The organism is Candidatus Uabimicrobium helgolandensis (assembly GCF_041508025.1).
Lineage (GTDB): Bacteria > Planctomycetota > Uabimicrobiia > Uabimicrobiales > Uabimicrobiaceae > Uabimicrobium > Uabimicrobium helgolandensis.
Genome location: NZ_CP165719.1, coordinates 7817306 through 7835606 on the forward strand (window position 1 = coordinate 7817306; position 18301 = coordinate 7835606).

Here is an 18301-nt window from a genome sequence, read left to right on the forward strand (position 1 = left end):
TTGGTATGCCACATTTGAAAATACAATTGGATCAAAATGTTTTTCAATCTCGAGAGATTATAGAAGCAATGTCTATTGGTCGTGGAGAACACAACACCAATGATCTTGCTATAAATGATGCTCGTTGTTCTAGATCACACGCTCGTATTTATATGGAAGATGGAAATATAATATTAGAGGATGAAAATTCTTCTTACGGTACCTTTGTAAATGACGAGCGCATAGAAAAAAAAGTATTGAAACACAACGATATTATTACAATTGCATCACAAAAAATTTGGTATATCCAAAATGATTTTTCTCCTTGTTCTTTTGTTATTGACTATCGAAATTCACAATTTTTAAATACTAATTGGATGCAGGTGCTTAAAGCTGTGGATGTAGAATTTATCGTGCCAACAACAACAGAGAAAATAACGCAGGTATTCACTGTTTTATCAGAGAAGATTAATTTACTTATTAAAATGGGTCTTGTACCAAGTAATTTTGTTCTTTCTGTGCGCTCAGCAGTATCAAACGCTGTTAAACATGGAAATAAGAATCATTCAGAATTATGTGTTTTTATTCGCATAACTATCGTTAAGAATAATATTTTAGTAGAGATTCGCGACCAAGGTAATGGATTTGATTACATGAAGACACTAAAAACAGCGAAGAAATCTTTACAAGAGAATAGCTATAAAGGTATCGGGATTAATGTTATCCTAAAGGGTTCTGATATGGTAGAGTGGAATCTAGTTGGAAATCAAATGAAATTATGGAAAAACTTTTCTCCACAAACTGTTCAGCTTACACATCGCGATTTTGAAGAAAGTGTTGCCGTTATTAGAACTAAACAAAATATACATCTAATTTAGAGAGAAATAAATTGTTAGCGAATACGAACCACAAACAGCTAGCGCAAAAAATTTTCGAAGCAACTTCTTGCGCAATAATGGTAACAAATAGTAGTGGGAATATTGTTGCAATTAATCAAGCTTTTACAAATGTAACTGGTTATTCTCGCGATGAAATTATCGGTAAAAACCCACGTATATTTCAGTCAGGTAAACAAAGTCGAGAATTTTACAAAAATTTGTGGATAAATTTATTAGAAAAAGGTAGTTGGCAAGGGGAATTTTGGAACAGACGTAAAAACGGTGAAATTTATTTGCAATGGGCAAACATAAGTGCGATAGAAGACGAGAAAAACATACACTATGTTGCAATATTTTCTGATATAACCACTGTTAAAAGTGAAGAAAATAAACTTCGCAAAATGGCATATTATGATCCGTTAACAAAACTACCAAATCGTTTACTGCTTGAAGAACGTCTTAATCATGCTCTTGCAATTTCTGCACGGCATGAAAATTTAGTGGCTGTTTTATTTTTAGATCTAGATAATTTTAAACCAATTAATGATTGTCTTGGACATGATGTTGGCGACAAATTTTTGCAAGAAGTGGCAAAAAAAATCAAGCATTGTGTTCGAAAAAACGATACTGTTGCCCGTCTAGGAGGAGATGAGTTTGTCGTTATCCTAGAGGATGTAAAGGAAGTACACAATTGTGAAACAGTTGCCAATAAAATCATAATGGCTGTTTCTAACATTGCAATCGCAGATACTTCTCTGAGGGGAGGGGTAAGTATTGGCATTTCTATTGCACCTATTGATGGGTGTGATTGTGAAAACCTATTAACAAAAGCCGATTCTGCAATGTATAAAGCTAAACGCTCGGGGAAAAATAATTATATGATTTATCAAAGAGATAAAACTAAACGAATTCGCCATTTAGGCTTTCAAAAACCTGAAAGAAGAAATAATCTCTTGTAATCTTCTGATTTCAGCTTGCTTTTATCTCGTAAGAGAAGATCTTTTTATAAAGATTTTTCATCTTATTGAGAATGTTCCAAAAATTTAAACATATACCAAGCTATTGCACCTAATAGACACGATAAAACGACTACGCATCCAGCGGCATATTAAATGATGACTCCAATTGAATTTAAAATTTGAGGCTGCTCTTTAGCAGCCTCAATTGGTTCAAAAATGATGTAGAAACTCAATCTTGATAGCAAAATTTTCTTGAAACAATTGAGTTTCATTTTTTAAATAATACAATTCACTGATAATAGCAGCATAAAAGGAAGTTTATGCTTTTAAAATCAAATTAGAAGAGCTTTAATCTTTCAAGGAACGATCTTGTTGATGTTGGGTTTTGATCAACAAGTAAGGTAAATAAAAATTTAATTCGAGGCTACTTTTTTTAGTAGCCTCAGTTGTTTTAAAAATGATGTGCAGCTCAACTTTAATTTCAACATCAAAACTGAGTCTCATTCTCAATTAAATAATACAAGTTACAAAATAATACAATTCACTGATAATAGCAGCATAAAAGGAAGTTTATGCTTTTAAAAATCAAAGTAGAGGAGTAACCTTGATTTTTTAAGGAGCTATAAAATCTATGGTTGAAATTGAGTCTCAATATCAACCTAGAGAGGTGAAAAATCAAATATTGAAACGTAGTAATTTTGAGAATAGATTATAATGATTACTTTAAAATGTCAACCATAAAATAAAAAAAATGAAAAATATAATAACATCGTCTTATTTTGTGCGAGTTAATGTTTTAATTTAACTTTGATTTGCTCTAACATAATGGCTCTTTACAATTTCTCCATTATAAACTTCTGTTGCTCGGTGTTTAAATTTTAAACTTTGCGAAGTACTTTCAAATAAGCGAATGCCACTACCAAGTACTATAGGAATTTTAGAAATGATCATTTCATCAACAGCATCATCCCGAAGAAAATGTTGTATTACTTTTCCTCCATCAATGTATATATTTTGATATCCTTGTTCAGCAAGTTTTCTTATAATCGTTGTTGGTGAACCACTCATAATTTTAACCTTGTTGTTGTATTTTTTAGGAACTTGTATTAAACTATTGCTTAATACAAAAACAGGTTTTTCATACCCCCAACTATCAAAAGTGAGCACTTTTTCAAAAGTTTTGCGTCCCATAACATGGCAGTCAATATTGCTAACAAAATCAGCATATCCATAGTCGCTTTGATCTGGGTTTGGTATATCATAAAGCCACTTAATTCCGCCATCTTCGGTTGCGATAAATCCATCAATACTTGTAGCAATATAAACATAAGTTGTCATTAATTTTCCTTATGAAAAGAGAAAAGATGCGTTTGAAACTAAAACTAGTGCTCGCTCTATTCTGTTGCACCTTTGTTTTGCTTTCGCCATGGTTAGATATCTTTGTTTCTAATTTTTTTTTTACTAAAGGATCTTTTAGTCGAAGTGATTTTTATCTTTTTATTCGCAGCTCAGCAAATTTTGGATCAAATGTATTGCTGTACAGCTCTATTTTTTCTATTATTGCAAGTTTTTGGTATAAAAATTTAAGGAAGTACCACCTAGGGTTTTTTCTTATATTGCTCGTACCAATAATCAGCTATCAATTACTGCATAAGCCAATAAAAAATAACTGGGGGCGACCACGACCTATAAATATAAAAGAATTTGGAGGAGAGGTAAAATTCCAACCGTTTTATAAGCCTATGTTTATTACATCGAAAGATAAAACTTCGTACAATAGTTTTCCATCTAGCCACTGTGCTAAAAGTTTTGAAGTAGCAATTTTAATAGTAATTGGTTGTATATATAGAAATTACTATGTTTTGTATTGTGGCATTTTTTTTACTGTATTTTATGGCGGATTACAGGCTATTGCTTCTATTGCTACAGGAAGACATTTTTTATCCGATACAATATTTCCACTGGTACTCACACTTATTGTTGCTAGTTTTGTATATTATTTAGCTGTTTTTGCGATAAAAACCTTGGAACCCAATGTAAAAAATACTACCAAAACCGACTTTCCACTGACCTAGATCGCTCCTATAAAAAATCACAGTCATTTTACACGACGTGCTTAATACACAAAGAAGTTCGGAATTGGGATGCTACTAGCATCAAGATTACAGTAACTGATGTAGTTGTAAAAGTTGAGGCATTCCGACCTACACAAAATCAAAATCACCAAAAGTAAAACTAAACTTTATTTTATTTAGCATTTCTGTCTCTGCTAGTGTTTTTCCTTTTACTAAGAAATTTAAGCGGTCGTTAAATCGAATTTGGTAAAAACGATCTAATGCTGAAGAAAAAAGTTGATGATAGCAAACCATCAATCCCAACGATAACCTGGAGCTTGCATATGAATATGCTATTGTTATAAGCTCTGTTATGTTTTTGCTATCGTCGGTGATTATATCGAGAAGAGCAAAAAATGCTATTTTTTTCTTGTACATTTTTTTTAATACTACATAACCGTTATTTTGTGCTGGTGAGCGCAACTTAATATACATATTACTTTTATAATCTTGGTAACGCCATTTGTAATAGGATGCATTTTTTACCATGGCATTAGGTATTTGTAATAAATCTCGTTGCCAGTAATTTTCGCAAAATTTATCCACTATGATATATGGTTTTCTCAACCGTAAACAGTGTAAAGGATTTGCTACCAGTAAGCATATTTGCGGTGATTGTCCTTTTGTGTAGTTAAATTTTTGTAAAAATATGGGTGTGCTCATTGCATTGGTAAAGGTAAAGAAACAATCTATGCCCTTTGCTAAATTGTCGGCTTCTGTCATACGATATAACTTACCAAATATTCCTTGCCCTCTGATCTTGGGAGAAGTCAAAACTTTTTGTGGCATAGCTACTTGTTTGGCGTGATTTTGGATATTAAAAACAAAATTATTGGTAGAAGCTACCCCTTCAGTTTCTTCACCAACCTTACAAATAGCTATAGAGTAACTACTATTTGGATTTTTTTCATACCAATATTGCAAGTAGTCAATGTTCGCATTTTTATCATTATCTCTAGCTCGAAGAGATGAAATACTCATGAAATCATTACTATTGGCCAATTGTAATTGGAGGTTTTCAGATATTTCCATAGTGAATTACCTTGTAGATCGTAAAGATTTTCTCTTGTGTTAAAATTTGGTGTTCCAATTCACATTTTTTCAAAAATGCCATTTTTGTTGGTTGTTCTTTGTATAGTTCTAATAAGTCATCCCCTAAAATATAAGGATGTACCATTAGCTCGACCACTCCTTGGCATGAGGATAGCAAGTCACGGTATGTAGATGTTGTGATTACCCCTCCTTTTAAATCGTGGATAGAAATTAACTTGTCGTTGACTTTTCCGCTAAAAATACGCTTAAATTTTTTAGCAAATCGCTGATTTAAATATTGCTTTATCCATTTTAGTGGCCTTTTTGTCAATAACGATAAATCGTAAACTGGATCAACTACTCTTACTGTGATTTTCTTTTGCATTAATGTCGGTACAATACTTTTACACACAAAAGGTAGCATATGTATATGTTGATGGCTATCTACATGTGAAAGCGGTAAATCAAAACTACGAAACTTATTAATTTGAGCCTGTAGTTCTTGTTCTATATCTTGTTTATGGACCTTCCCTTGCAATATTAATTTTGTCAGTACACTTCTACTATAAAACTTCCCGTGAGAGTCGACTATACTGCTAGCACTTGATAGTGGTCTTCCTTCTGTAATATTAAAATGTAAACCCACTGCTAGTAGTGGATTTTGTTTGGCTAATTCTATAGCATGTGTAGCACCAGGCATATTTACCATCAAAGTTGTTGAAGTTAAATTACCAGCCTGAAACACATCAATAATAGCCTGATTGACGGATTCAGTTAGGCCAAAATCATCGGCATTTATAATAAGTTTCATATTTTTTATTAGGTATGTCATCAACTAAATTTTGTTTAATTGATGATAAGCCCTAGCGAACATCCTAATAGTTTTGATGCACGCTTATAACTCCAAACTTTTTTAGGAAAAAACTTTACGACATGTTCCATGTTGAATTAGTATACAAATCCTTTGATACAGAGTAAAGGTTGATCCAACAAATATCAGCTTCTTTTACCAGTTGTAACAATACTTACTCGTTTGATCAAAGTTCAAGTCGAAATTTAATACTGCTCAGATTTGTAAGCGGGATTGAGCTCGAAAAAATAAGCAATACCTTGATTGACGACACAATCACTCAAACGCACCAATCGAATAATCTCAAACCGACCTATTTATTGAAAAACTAGGGTGTGTCCAACTGGGACACAACAAATACAATACTGGCTTCTTAGAATAATTATTTTTTGTAAAATGAAAATCCACATGATAAAATATTCAAATTTTCAAGGAGAAGTTTTTGCCAAAAATAAAAGGAAAGTCGCTACAAAAAATAGAGAGTGGTATTACTTACGAAGGATGCTCTTTTTATCTTGAGAAAGCCAGTAAGTACAACATTAAAAACTCAGTCTTTGACAACTGCTCTTTTAGGAGTGATGTAATATTCATAGATATTGAAGGCTGCGAGTTTACGAATTGTGGATTTTCTGGTAAACTTGAACTTGATTTATCAGAAAAAAGGTTAATGGAAATGCCTAGTTACGTTTTCCAGCTAAAAAATCTCTCTACATTAAGTATATCTCATAACCAAATCAGTAAATTGCCTCCTGAACTCGCACAGCTACAAAACCTCTCTGATCTAAATATAGGCAGTAACCAAATCAGTAAATTACCTCCTGAATTCGCACAGCTACAAAATCTCTCTACATTAGGTATATCTCATAACTTCATAAGTCAATTACCTCCTGAATTCGCACAGCTACAAAATCTCTCTACATTAGATATATCTTGTAACTTCATAAGTGAGTTACCTTCAGAGTTAATACAGTTACAAAATTTTTCTACATTATATCTACATGACAACCAAATAAACGAATTGCCCCCTGAATTCGCACAATTACAAAACCTCTCCATATTCAATCTATCTGATAACTACATAAGTCAATTACCCCCTGAATTTGCACAACTACAAAATCTCTCTATACTACATCTATCTGATAACGAAATAGACACATTGCCTCCTGAGTTAGCGCAGCTACAAAATCTCTCTACACTATCTCTACACAATAACCAAATAAGCAAATTGCCTTCTGAATTAATACCACAAAATCTCTCTTATCTAAATTTATCTAATAACAAAATAAGCGAATTGCCTCCTGAATTCGCACAGCTAAAAGATCTCTCTACACTAAATCTATCTCATAACCAAATAAGTGAAAAGCAACAAAGTTTAATCAAGAAGTGGTTGCCTAACTGTAATTTATATTTTTAGAATGACTCAAGCACGCCAATCAAACAAATAATTTCAAACCAACCAATTTATCTACATAAAACTAAGGCATATCCAAATGAGGCACAACGAATACTAGCTTCTTAGAAGAATTATTTTTTGTAAAATGGATAACATAATAAATATTCAAATTTTTAGGGAGAAAATTCTGCCAAAAATAAAAGGAAAGTCACTACAAAAAATAGAGAGTGGTACTACTTATAAAGGATGCTCTTTTTATCTTGAGAAAGGTAGGTACAATATCAAAAACTCAGTCTTTGACAACTGCTCTTTTAGGAGTGATGTAATATTCACAGATCTTGAAGGCTGTGAATTTATCAATTGTGGATTTTCTGGTAAACTTGAACTTGATTTATCAAAAAAAAAGCTAGTGGAAATACCTAGTTACGTTTTCCAACTAAAAAATCTCTCTACATTAAACCTTTCTTATAACAAGATAAGTGAATTGCGCCCTGAATTCGTACAGTTACAAAACCTCTCTTATTTAGATCTATCTTATAACCAAATAAGCGGATTGCCTCCTGAATTCGCACAGCTACAAAATCTCTCTCATCTATATCTACATAGCAACCAAATAAGCGAATTGCCCTCGAAATTCACACAACTACAAAATCTCTCTCATCTAAGTCTATCTTATAACCAAATAAGTAAATTGCCTCCTCAATTCGCACAGTTACAAAATCTCTCTTATCTAGATCTATCTGATAACGAAATAACTAAATTACCTCCTCAATTCGCACAGTTACAAAATCTCTCTCATCTAAATCTATCTTACAACCAAATAAGCGAATTGCCCCCTAAATTCGCACAGTTACAAAACCTCTCCCATCTATATCTAAATAACAATCAAATAAGTAAATTGCCTCCTAAATTAATACCGCATAATCTCTCCGAATTATATCTAAATAACAACCAAATAAGCGAATTACCCCCTGAATTCACACAGCTACAAAATCTCTCTTATCTAGATCTATCTTATAACCAAATAAGCAAGTTGCCCTCTGAATTAACACAGTTACAAAATCTCTCTACACTAAATCTACATAGCAACCAAATAAGCGAATTCCCTCCTGAATTCACACAGCTACAAAATCTCTCTACGCTAAATCTATCTTATAACCAAATAAGCAAGTTGCCTCCTGAATTAGAGCAGCTACAAAATCTCTCTACACTACATCTATCTGATAATCAAATCAGCGAATTGCCTTCTCAATTGGCACAGTTACAAAATCTCTCTTATTTAAATCTATCTAATAACCAAATAAATGAATTGCCTCCGGAATTCGCACAGTTACAAAATCTCTCTACATTAAGTCTATCCGATAACCAAATAGGTGAAAAGCAACAAAATCTAGCCAAAGAGTGGCTACCTAACTGTAGTTTCTATTTTTACAATAATTCAAATACGCCAATCAATTAAATAATTTTCAAACCGGCTAATTTATCTACAAAAACTAGGCGTGTTCACTAGCACACAACGAATACTAGTTTCTTAGGAGAATGTTTTTTATAAAATGGAATTTTTAAGGAGAAGATTTTGCCAAAAATAAAAGGAAAGTCGCTACAAAAAATAGAGAGTGCTACTACTTACGAAGGATGCTCTTTTTATCTTAAAAAAGACAGCAAGTACAATATCAAAAACTCAATCTTTGACAACTGCTCTTTTAGGAGTGATGTAATATTCGCAGATCTTGAAGGCTGCGAATTTACCAATTGTGGATTTTCTGGTAAACTTGAACTTGATTTATCAAAACAAGAATTAGTGGAAACACCTAGTTACATTTTCCAGCTACAAAATCTCTCTAAACTAAACCTTTCTTATAACAAAATAAGCGAATTATTTCCTGAATTCACACAACTACAAAATCTCTCGGAACTAAATCTATCTTGTAACCAAATAAACGAATTCCCCTCTGCATTAACACAGCTACAAAATCTTTCTTCTCTAGATCTATCTTATAACCAAATAAGTGAATTACCCTCTAAATTCGCACAACTACAAAATCTCTCGGAACTAAATCTATCTTGTAACCAAATAAACGAATTTCCTCCTGAATTCTCACAGCTACAAAATCTCTCTACATTAAATCTATCTGATAACCAAATAAGCAAATTACCTCCTGAATGCGCACAGCTACAAAATCTCTCTCATATAAATCTATCTGATAACCAAATAAGCGAATTACCTCCTCAATTCTCACAGTCACAAAATCTCTCTCATATAAATCTATCTTATAATCAAATAAGTAAATTGCCTCCTCAATTCGCACAGCTACAAAATCTTTCTCATCTAAATCTACATAACAATCAAATAAACGAATTATCCTCGGAATTCGCACAGCTACAAAATCTTTCTCATATAAATCTATCTGATAACCAAATAGGCGAACTACCCCCTGAATTCACACAACTACAAAATCTCTCTACACTAAATCTACATGGTAACCAAATAAGTAAATTACTTCCTGAATTCGCACAGTTACAAAATCTCTCTACACTAAATCTCTCTTATAACCAAATAACTGAATTTCCTCCGGAATTCGCACAGCTACAAAATCTCTCTACACTATATCTAAATAACAACCAAATAACTGAATTGCCTCCGGAATTCGCACAGCTACAAAATCTCTCTACATTAAATCTCTCTCATAATCAAATAAATGAATTGCCTTCGGAATTCACACAGCTACAAAACCTCTCTACATTAAATCTCTCTTATAATCAAATAACTGAATTGCCTCCGAAATTCGCACAGCTACAAAACATCTCTACATTAAATCTCTCTTGTAATCAAATAAGCGAATTGCCTCCGGAATTCACACAGCTACAAAACCTCTCTACATTAAATCTCTCTTGTAATCAAATAAGCGAATTGCTTCCTGGATTAGCGCGGCTACAAAATCTCTCTTATCTAAATCTATCTAGTAACCAAATAAGCAAATTGCCTCCTGAACTCGCGCAGCTACATCTCTTTACACTAAACCTATCTGATAACAACATAGGTGAAAAGCAACAAAACTTAATCAGAAAGTGGCTGCCTAACTGTAATTTATATTTTGGACATAACCCATACTATTTATAAATTTAGAAAAAACTCACACGCAGATTCGAAGCTTTCACTTCCTTACTTTGAGAGACTTTCCGAAGACGCATGATATCAGTTACATTTTTAGAATGACTCAAACGCCAATCAATTAAATAATTTTCAAATCGACCTATTTATCTACAAAACGAGGGCGTGCCTAACTGGAAATACAACGAATACTGGTTTGAATGTATTTTTGTAAAATGGACATATACATGATAAAATACAAATTTTTAGGGAGAAAATTTTGCAAAAAATAAAAGGAAAGTCACTACAAAAAATAGAAGGTGCTACTACTTACGAAAGATGCTCTTTTTATCTTGAGAAAGGCAGCAAGTGCGGTGTCGGGGGCTCGGTCTTTGGCGGCTGCTCGTTTAGGAGTGATGTAATATTCGCTGATCTTGAAGGCTGCGAATTTATCAATTGTGGATTTTATGGTAAACTTGAACTTGATTTATCAGGAAAAAAGTTAGTAGAAACACCTAGTCACGTTTTCCAGCTACAAAATCTCTCTAAACTAAACCTTTCTTATAACAAAATAAGCGAATTATTCCCTGAATTCGCACAACTACAAAATCTCTCCGAACTATATCTATCTTTTAACAAAATAAACAAATTGCTTCCTGAGTTTGGACAGTTACAAAATCTCTCTCATCTAAATATAAGTAGTAACGACTTGTTTCAGTTGAAATAATAATCTTGCGATTGGTATAAAACCCTGATTTAGAACATGTTAAAAGTGACCTATGACAAAAGTTGTCGAACTTCCGTGGTAAAATGCTACAAAAGTATTTCCCCAAAGGGGAAAAATATGTCAGCTCAGGGCAACGCCCGACTACTGTTGACTTAAGGAATTTATAATAGCGCTGAAAGTATTGTATATACTAACTCAAGAGAAATCGCATAGTTGCAAAATCACTGTTGTATTTAGAATTAGGAGGGCGAAGCTCCTGCTGAGCCAAATTTTTATTTATAAAAATTTTTAGGAAACGAACAATCAACAGTAGATTCTCGCAATCAAATATTCGCTGTCGTAAGCTTTTTTCCTATAAAGCCTTTATTAGAATAAAGGCTTTGGCTCAGCAGGAGCTTCGCCCTCCTAGTCTTGTTTCTATCGATAGAATACCTTACTTCGTATTTATCACAAACGATAAAATTCTCTATTTTTAATTTGGCTTAGTCATTTGAAAAATAAGTATCTCAGCCCGGAAATGTTCTTTTTAAGTCAACAGTAGTCACGCGTTACCCTGAGCTAGTATATTATGCTCCTTCGGAGCAGAGAAATAACAAATTTATGACGTCATAAGTTGCAAAGAAGTATCCTATTTATTTCGTTAAATTTAGGAGGAGATTTCTATGCCTGTGGTAAATTTGCTAAACAACCTTTTAACAACAATAAATATAAATGATATAAAAGATTTACTGAACATATTTCCTCTCTCAGAACTAGATCTATCTTATAACGACATAAGCGAACTACCTCCTGAACTCGCACAACTACAAAATCTCTCAAAACTATATCTATCTCATAACGACATAGGCGAAAAGCAACAAAGTTTAGTCAGAGAGTGGCTGCCTAACTGTAATTTATTTTTAGAATGACTTAAACACGCTAATCAACAAAATAATTTCAAATTATGAAATTATTTTATTTGAATCTTTGTTGCGCTGCTTTTATATATTTTTTTGCTTTAAGAGCATCTTTGTAGCCTAAATGGATGCATTTTTTCCAGTCTTTGATTGCAGGTGAATATTTTTTCAATTTGTAATAGCAAACACCGCGATTGAAATAAAACTGTGGATTTTCAGGAGAAAGCGATAGAGCGATGTTGTAATCATCGATTCCTTTTTGATAACGTTCAATCGTTTCGTATAGTAAACCGCGATTAAGATAAAAAGTTGCATTTGTAGGATTTAGTTTAATTGCGCGTGTATAGTCTGCTTCTGCTTGTAAATTTAATTTCATTTCAGCATATAAATTACCTCTATTACCATAAAAAACATGTGAAGAAGGGTTTAGAGATATAGCTTTGTTAAAAAACTGTAAAGCTTTGTTGTAATTTTTTTGTTTTTTGTAGATAACAGCAATGTTACTGTGTGCATTGCTATTATTGGGCTTTATCTCAAGAACTTTATTATAAAAATAAAGGGCTTTTTTTTCGTTTTGTATATTCATGCACATATTTCCCAAACGCATATATATATCATCCTGAGGATTTAATTTGGCGATCATAGATAAATCCTCAAGCGCTAGTTGATATTTTTTCAAAAGTGCATAAACTCTTGCACGTGCCTCATAAGCAACTTCCCATTTACTGTTGTATTTAATTGCCGTGCTGTAGTCTTGTAGCGCTTTGTTGTATTGTTGTTGCTTTTCAAAAATAGTACCGCGAAGATAATAGCTATGTTCTTGTTGAGGCTCAATATCTAAAGCACTCTTTATATCACGCAGTGCATACTCTAATTTTTTAAGATCTATATACAAACGTGCGCGATTTCGATAAGCTGAATCAGATTTGTTATTTACTCGTATTGCTTTACTATAATAGTATAACGCTTGTTTGTATTTCTTCAAATCACGATACAGAGTACCAAGGTTTGTATACAATCCAGCGTCTTTTGGATTAAGTTCAAGAGCCTGCTTCATGTCTTTTTCTGCTGCGCGATATTTTTTTTGAGCATAGAGCATTGTTCCCCTAAACTTGTAAGCTTGGTTGTTATCAGGGTTAATTTTTAATGCCTTTGTAAAATCATTATTTGCAAGTTCGTAACGATTTGATTTTTTATATGCTAAACCTCGCTGAGAGTATAAATAATCTGTTCCTGGCTGTAGCTGTATGCATTTTGTGAAATCGTTTAGTGCTTTTTCTAAAAAATTACGTTTTGCATAAAGAGTGCCTCGTATAAAGCGCAATTCCATATTTTCAGGTCTCATTTTGATAAGTTCATCAAAAATTTGAATTCCTTTAGTAAATTTTCGATCGTTTTTGCTTTGTCCACATACAAGTCCATACATCCACTGTACATGAAAATCATCGTCACTAATTTTGTTTAAAATTTTTAATCGTTGTAGTTCTTGGAAGGTATTTTCTATACCTGCTAATAGAGTCTCATCTTTTCGTAAATCTTGCTGCGTCAAGTAGACTTGCTGTAGAGGCTTAAATATAGCTTTGGCAGCATTGATAGAATTATTTTTTTCTTCAACAAGCTGTGCTGTGAATGTTTTTGTTATATATACATAACCAATAATTGTTGCTAGAAATCCACAAAATAGTGCCAGTGCAAAAGAGCACTTTAATTTATTACGCGCGACATATTTTTTAAGATCAGTCCAATTATTTGGAGGAGATGCATTAATAGGACGTTGTTCGATAAAATTTCTCAAATCATTTGCAAAATCTTTTGCACTTTTGTAGCGACGGAAAGCGAGTTTTTCTATGCTTTTTAAGCATACAGATTCTAAATCTTTAGGAATGTCAGGGTTCAAAATACAAGGTCGTATAGGATCATCCAAAGAAATTTGCTCTATCACTTTGAAATAAGACTCACCTTGAAAAGGAGGACGCTTCGTAATCGCTTCATATAATGTTGCCCCTAGCGAATAAATATCCATTCTTTTACTAGGTTTTTTTCCTTCAACTTGCTCAGGAGACATATAGAATAAAGTCCCCATAACTTCTCCCGTTTGCGATAATCGATAATCTTTTTCAACAATTTTTGCTAGTCCGAAATCCATAATTTTTGGTTCATAATTAGCAGTAATCATGATATTCCCAGGCTTAATATCGCGATGAATAATCCCATTCTCATGAATATAATCGAGCGCTAATGCACATTTATATAAAATCATAGCTATCTGTATATAAGTTAAATTTTGTTGATAAATTACCTCCGAAAAATTTTCTCCGTCGATATATTCCATTGTAAAATAGCTAACAGGACGAATTTCAGCATCAAATAAATGAACGACATTAGGGTGTTCTAAACACGCAGTTGCTTCCGTTTCTTGTAAAAAACGATCATTTTCCATCGAATCAGAATCAACAGACAAAATAAGTTTTAATGCTACAATACGATTCAGTTTAGTATCGAGAGCTTTATAAACAACTCCCATACCTCCATATCCTAGCTTTGCTTGAATATTGTAATGGTGGAATAAAGAGCCAATTTCAAGATTATACCCAGAAACCAATGGTTGTATTTTTCGCGGAACAGTTGTCATGTTCTCAACAAATGCAATTTGAGAAGGAGTAAGATATTTTTTTTTCAATAAACACATTCGCAAACTGAGAGATTCTCCCTGCTCTTTCCAGTATTTTTGAAATCTTACACACTCTTCTAGACCATTATCATCAATAAATTCTAAAGCTAAAATTCTTTTCTTCAACTCATTTTCGTCCATGGTTTATCCTGTATTTACGAGAACAGTTAACTTATTTTATTCCATTCTAGTGTATTCAAAGAGTAACTACCTTCCGCGAATCACTGCTTGTCATTTATCTTATATACATAGACTTCGTGAATTTCGCGATTATATCCTTTATAAAACCCTTTTGGCATACCAAGAACAATACGTTTACCGCGATTAAAATGAATTAAAAATTCTTTTGTGATAAAATCAACTGCAATCCCTTCTGCTTCGCCAGGAAATTTGATATCGTCAAAGGTCTTCTCTAAAGTAACTAAAGCATTTGTCTTTTCACTAACATTTACACGATAAAGATGATCCCATTCACCATTATCAGCATCGCCATCATCCGCCGAAAGATAAAGATGTCCCTTATAATAAAAAATACCTTGTTGCCACTGAGGAACAGGAAAAATGTGTACTTTTCGCAAATAACTTCCAGATGTCAAATCATATTCATATAAATAGTTACCACTGTTTTCTCCGACCCAAGAGCACATCCATACAGTCTTGTGTGCACGATCAACGCAAATTCCACTTACTTCTTTTTGTCCAGAATTTAACTCAAAATTAAAAGCTCTCTTAAAAAGAAGCGTTTTGGCATCGTGAATTGCAATTTGAATATCTTTACCTACACCATCCATAAAATATTCAGCACTTACAAATATTTCATCGTTATAAACATCAATATCGCCAATGTGATTTGCAGCAACAGTGTAATTTTTAAACGGATCGATATTTTTCGATACTAATTTACCATTTCGACTGTACTTATAAATACTTTTGCTACCACTAACATAGTAATGATCTTTATCAACTGCTACTCCTTGGCGACCAGCAACTTCAAATGACCGTTTCAAAATATAAGTATATGATTGATTTTTTGATTCTTCGCTGCGAAGGTGAATAAATGTTGATAACAGAACAAGCAATATGATTATATATTTCATTTTGTTTCCTACTATAAACATAGAATAGTTTTTTTGAAGTTGATCTAGAGAGTGTCAAAAATACTTGGTTGTAATAAAGCGGAAGGACTAGGAATGCTTAGAATCTCCAATACTATCTCGCGTTGAACTAGCACTGGAGATTTCGTAACGTTTAGTGAAATGTCTAAAAGTAGCTATTTTATTGGTAGAATAGCTACAAAATTAAAATTTGAGGCAGATAATTTCGGTTTCATTACGCAAATAAATATAGCCATTGGCAATTGTTGGTACACTCCAACATCTTGCATCCTTAAATGGTGACATACGTGCTTTTTCGCTATAATTATCAGAATTTATTTCGGCTAGAGCTAGCACACTACCATCTTCACTTAAAACAAGAAGATGACTATCAACAGCGACTACAGAACCTTTTTTGAAGCCACGTTGACGCCATTTAACTTTTCCTGTGGTAAAATCTAAACATGTGAGTATAGCATTATGGAAACCATAAATGTGCCCTTTCCATAAGATGGAAGAGGAGAAGTGATTTTTCATCTTTTTGGTTTTCCATATTGTTTGAGTGGTAAATTTATTACCTTCTCTTTCAACAGAAAAAAGTGCTGATCCGCTATTATAACCGGAGGAGATAAATACTTTATTACTCTGAACAATCGGACTTGCTGCATGCACGTCGTAAGACGTTTTCCAAGCATAACGCCAAAGAACATCGCCATTGTCAGGATTAACACCAACAGCGCCGTTTGCTGTAAAAAAAATGGCTTGCACTGTATCATGAATTTGCACTAAATACGGTGTACTGTATGCCGCTTTGTCGCTCGCATTTTTCCATTGCATTTCTCCAGTATCTTTATCAAATGCAACAAATGAATTATTTGTACCACCAACATTATACAAAACAGTGTTTTTATATATTACAGGAGAAGCTGCAAATCCATGGTGTGGTATTGATGTTGTGAACTTTTTAAGTAGATTGACATGCCACAATATTTTTCCATCTTTAGCAGCGAAACACTTCATTTCTCCTCGACTTCCAATAGCATAGACTTTGTCTTCGTGCACTGTGGGAGTTGAACGCGGACCATTTCCCCAACCACTAGTAAACATGGTACCGACACGTTTTTTCCAAACTATTTTACCTGTGTCGCAATCGTAAGCGATACAATGAACATCGCTACCTATACCACAAAGTATATATGCACGGGATTTGGCAATAGATATACCTGAGTAGCCTGCACCACTTTTAGCACGCCAAACCACTGGTAAACCATCTTCTGTCCATTTAGTTGGTATATTTTCTTGCAATACAATACCATCGCCAAGAATACCTCGCCACTGTGGCCAATCATCAGCGATCAAAAAAGAAACGACAAAAACCACAAGTAATAACTTTTGCATATCAGTCTCCTAAATCAAGATTTCTCAGCAGGAATGCCTTGTGAACGATCTATTTTCCTTTGTATTTTGTTTTCAAACTTCTGCAATACATCTAAGTATTTGGCCATAACACTATCGCGGTTTTCTAGATGTTGTTTTATCTCACTTACCACTTCATTTTCTTTGCTTTTCTGTTCTTTAACAAGAACTTGTTTTTTCAAGTCGCCTTCTAATGTAAATTTTCGCGTATTTTTAAGGCTCGTATTTATAATGGAATTAGGCGCTGGCAAACTAGTTAATCTTTGTAAAAGAGTACTGATTTCTTTTAGTGTTTCACTGCGTACCTTTAGGTTTTCTTCATAAAGTTTTTCTAACTGCGAGATAAGATCTTCTTGTTCTTGTTTCATAGTATTTTCGCTGTTTAGTTTTTCCTTTAACTGCGCATTTTTTTCTTCGCGTTCTTGGATTTGTTCCATTAGCTGCTGTTGTTCTTCATTACGCTTTTGTAGTAGGGCTCTTATTTCTTGGTCTTTTTTTGTTACAAGCTCATCTTTTTCATCAAGTTGCTGTTGCCATGTACTTTGCGTTTTTTTACTTTGTTCTATGCAAGTATTTTGTGATTCTATTTTATTCTCTAGTCTTTCAATATCCAATTTTAAATCTTTTTGGATTTGTGTAACTTCTTTTACCTGTTGTTCATAATTTTTGTTACTTTCTTCTAGTTGTCCTATCTGACTTTCTAGAATATTCTTTGTTTGTTGCGTCGAAGAAGTTTTACTTTCAAGTTTTTTTTGAACACTGTCTAATTGCTGTTGAAGTTCATTTACAGATTCTTCCTGCTCCTTCATACTACCCATTAGGAGATCATACTGTTCTTCTTTCTCTACAATTTCTTGCTCTAGTTGTTTTCTTTTTTTTGCATTTTCGGATAGTTGTTGCTCTTTACCTGCTAAATTTTGATCAAATTCAGTTTGTAAAGAAGATTTTTCATTTTGCAGTGTATCAAATTGCTTCTCTAGTTTTATCAATCGTTCTTTGTATTCATTTTGCTTTTTTTGTGCAATAAAATAGTACAGTACTAAGCATAACACCGCTACACAGAATAAAGCGATCCACATTTCTCACTCCTAGTTTATTTAGGGATGTGGTGGAAAACAAGTTACTACATTTTACATAAAAACTGCATTCATCAGCTAGACGTTTTCAATACGTTCTCTAAAAGAAAAGAACACTAATAAAT

15 protein-coding genes are annotated in these 18301 nt (G+C 33.2%); 8 read left to right on the forward strand and 7 right to left on the reverse strand.

The window, feature by feature from the left end:
- Positions 1-5 precede the first annotated feature (5 nt).
- Together UABHE_RS28875 and UABHE_RS28880 are read left to right on the forward strand one after the other, a co-directional pair.
- The gene (locus UABHE_RS28875; RefSeq protein ID WP_372366810.1) at positions 6-857 is read left to right on the forward strand and encodes an FHA domain-containing protein; all 852 of its coding nucleotides are present in this window, start codon (positions 6-8) and stop codon (positions 855-857) included.
- An 11-nt stretch (positions 858-868) separates the two neighbouring features.
- Positions 869-1816: a diguanylate cyclase domain-containing protein gene (locus UABHE_RS28880; RefSeq protein ID WP_372366811.1), complete on the forward strand. Its 948-nt coding sequence runs from the start codon at positions 869-871 to the stop codon at positions 1814-1816.
- An 801-nt stretch (positions 1817-2617) separates the two neighbouring features.
- On the opposite strand, the gene UABHE_RS28885 is transcribed toward UABHE_RS28880, so the two are convergent.
- Positions 2618-3154 (reverse strand): dihydrofolate reductase family protein, encoded by a 537-nt coding sequence (locus tag UABHE_RS28885; RefSeq protein ID WP_372366812.1) that lies wholly within the window; start codon positions 3152-3154, stop codon positions 2618-2620.
- 26 nt (positions 3155-3180) lie between these two features.
- On the opposite strand from UABHE_RS28885, the gene UABHE_RS28890 reads away from it, so the two are divergent.
- A complete protein-coding gene (locus UABHE_RS28890; RefSeq protein ID WP_372366813.1) occupies positions 3181-3891 on the forward strand; it encodes a phosphatase PAP2 family protein in 711 nt (236 codons plus the stop codon).
- A gap of 129 nt (positions 3892-4020) precedes the next feature.
- On the opposite strand, the gene UABHE_RS28895 is transcribed toward UABHE_RS28890, so the two are convergent.
- Together UABHE_RS28895 and UABHE_RS28900 are read right to left on the reverse strand one after the other, a co-directional pair.
- The gene (locus UABHE_RS28895) at positions 4021-4962 is read right to left on the reverse strand and encodes a hypothetical protein (protein WP_372366814.1); all 942 of its coding nucleotides are present in this window, start codon (positions 4960-4962) and stop codon (positions 4021-4023) included.
- Positions 4949-5773 (reverse strand): carbohydrate deacetylase, encoded by an 825-nt coding sequence (locus tag UABHE_RS28900; protein ID WP_372366815.1) that lies wholly within the window; start codon positions 5771-5773, stop codon positions 4949-4951. Before UABHE_RS28900 ends, UABHE_RS28895 begins: the two co-directional genes overlap by 14 nt.
- Before the next feature lie 481 nt (positions 5774-6254).
- Here UABHE_RS28900 and UABHE_RS28905 point away from each other — a divergent pair, with 481 nt between their 5' ends.
- From UABHE_RS28905 to UABHE_RS28925, 5 genes are all read left to right on the forward strand, one after another.
- The gene (locus UABHE_RS28905; protein WP_372366816.1) at positions 6255-7226 is read left to right on the forward strand and encodes a leucine-rich repeat domain-containing protein; all 972 of its coding nucleotides are present in this window, start codon (positions 6255-6257) and stop codon (positions 7224-7226) included.
- Positions 7227-7350: 124 nt separating this feature from the next.
- Positions 7351-8664: a leucine-rich repeat domain-containing protein gene (locus tag UABHE_RS28910; RefSeq protein ID WP_372366817.1), complete on the forward strand. Its 1314-nt coding sequence runs from the start codon at positions 7351-7353 to the stop codon at positions 8662-8664.
- A gap of 117 nt (positions 8665-8781) precedes the next feature.
- On the forward strand, positions 8782-10326 hold the full coding sequence (locus tag UABHE_RS28915) for a leucine-rich repeat domain-containing protein (RefSeq protein ID WP_372366819.1): 1545 nt from the start codon (positions 8782-8784) through the stop codon (positions 10324-10326).
- Positions 10327-10576: 250 nt separating this feature from the next.
- Positions 10577-11023: a leucine-rich repeat domain-containing protein gene (locus tag UABHE_RS28920; protein ID WP_372366821.1), complete on the forward strand. Its 447-nt coding sequence runs from the start codon at positions 10577-10579 to the stop codon at positions 11021-11023.
- A 662-nt stretch (positions 11024-11685) separates the two neighbouring features.
- Positions 11686-11931, forward strand: coding sequence for a leucine-rich repeat domain-containing protein (locus UABHE_RS28925; RefSeq protein WP_372366822.1), 246 nt, complete (start codon positions 11686-11688; stop codon positions 11929-11931).
- Between the two features lie 46 nt (positions 11932-11977).
- On the opposite strand, the gene UABHE_RS28930 is transcribed toward UABHE_RS28925, so the two are convergent.
- From UABHE_RS28930 to UABHE_RS28945, 4 genes are all read right to left on the reverse strand, one after another.
- Positions 11978-14731 (reverse strand): tetratricopeptide repeat protein, encoded by a 2754-nt coding sequence (locus UABHE_RS28930; RefSeq protein WP_372366823.1) that lies wholly within the window; start codon positions 14729-14731, stop codon positions 11978-11980.
- Between the two features lie 80 nt (positions 14732-14811).
- Positions 14812-15687: a hypothetical protein gene (locus tag UABHE_RS28935; RefSeq protein WP_372366824.1), complete on the reverse strand. Its 876-nt coding sequence runs from the start codon at positions 15685-15687 to the stop codon at positions 14812-14814.
- A gap of 201 nt (positions 15688-15888) precedes the next feature.
- On the reverse strand, positions 15889-17082 hold the full coding sequence (locus UABHE_RS28940) for a PQQ-binding-like beta-propeller repeat protein (protein WP_372366825.1): 1194 nt from the start codon (positions 17080-17082) through the stop codon (positions 15889-15891).
- A gap of 14 nt (positions 17083-17096) precedes the next feature.
- Positions 17097-18179, reverse strand: a complete 1083-nt coding sequence (locus tag UABHE_RS28945) for a hypothetical protein (protein ID WP_372366827.1) — start codon at positions 18177-18179, stop codon at positions 17097-17099.
- Positions 18180-18301 lie beyond the last annotated feature (122 nt).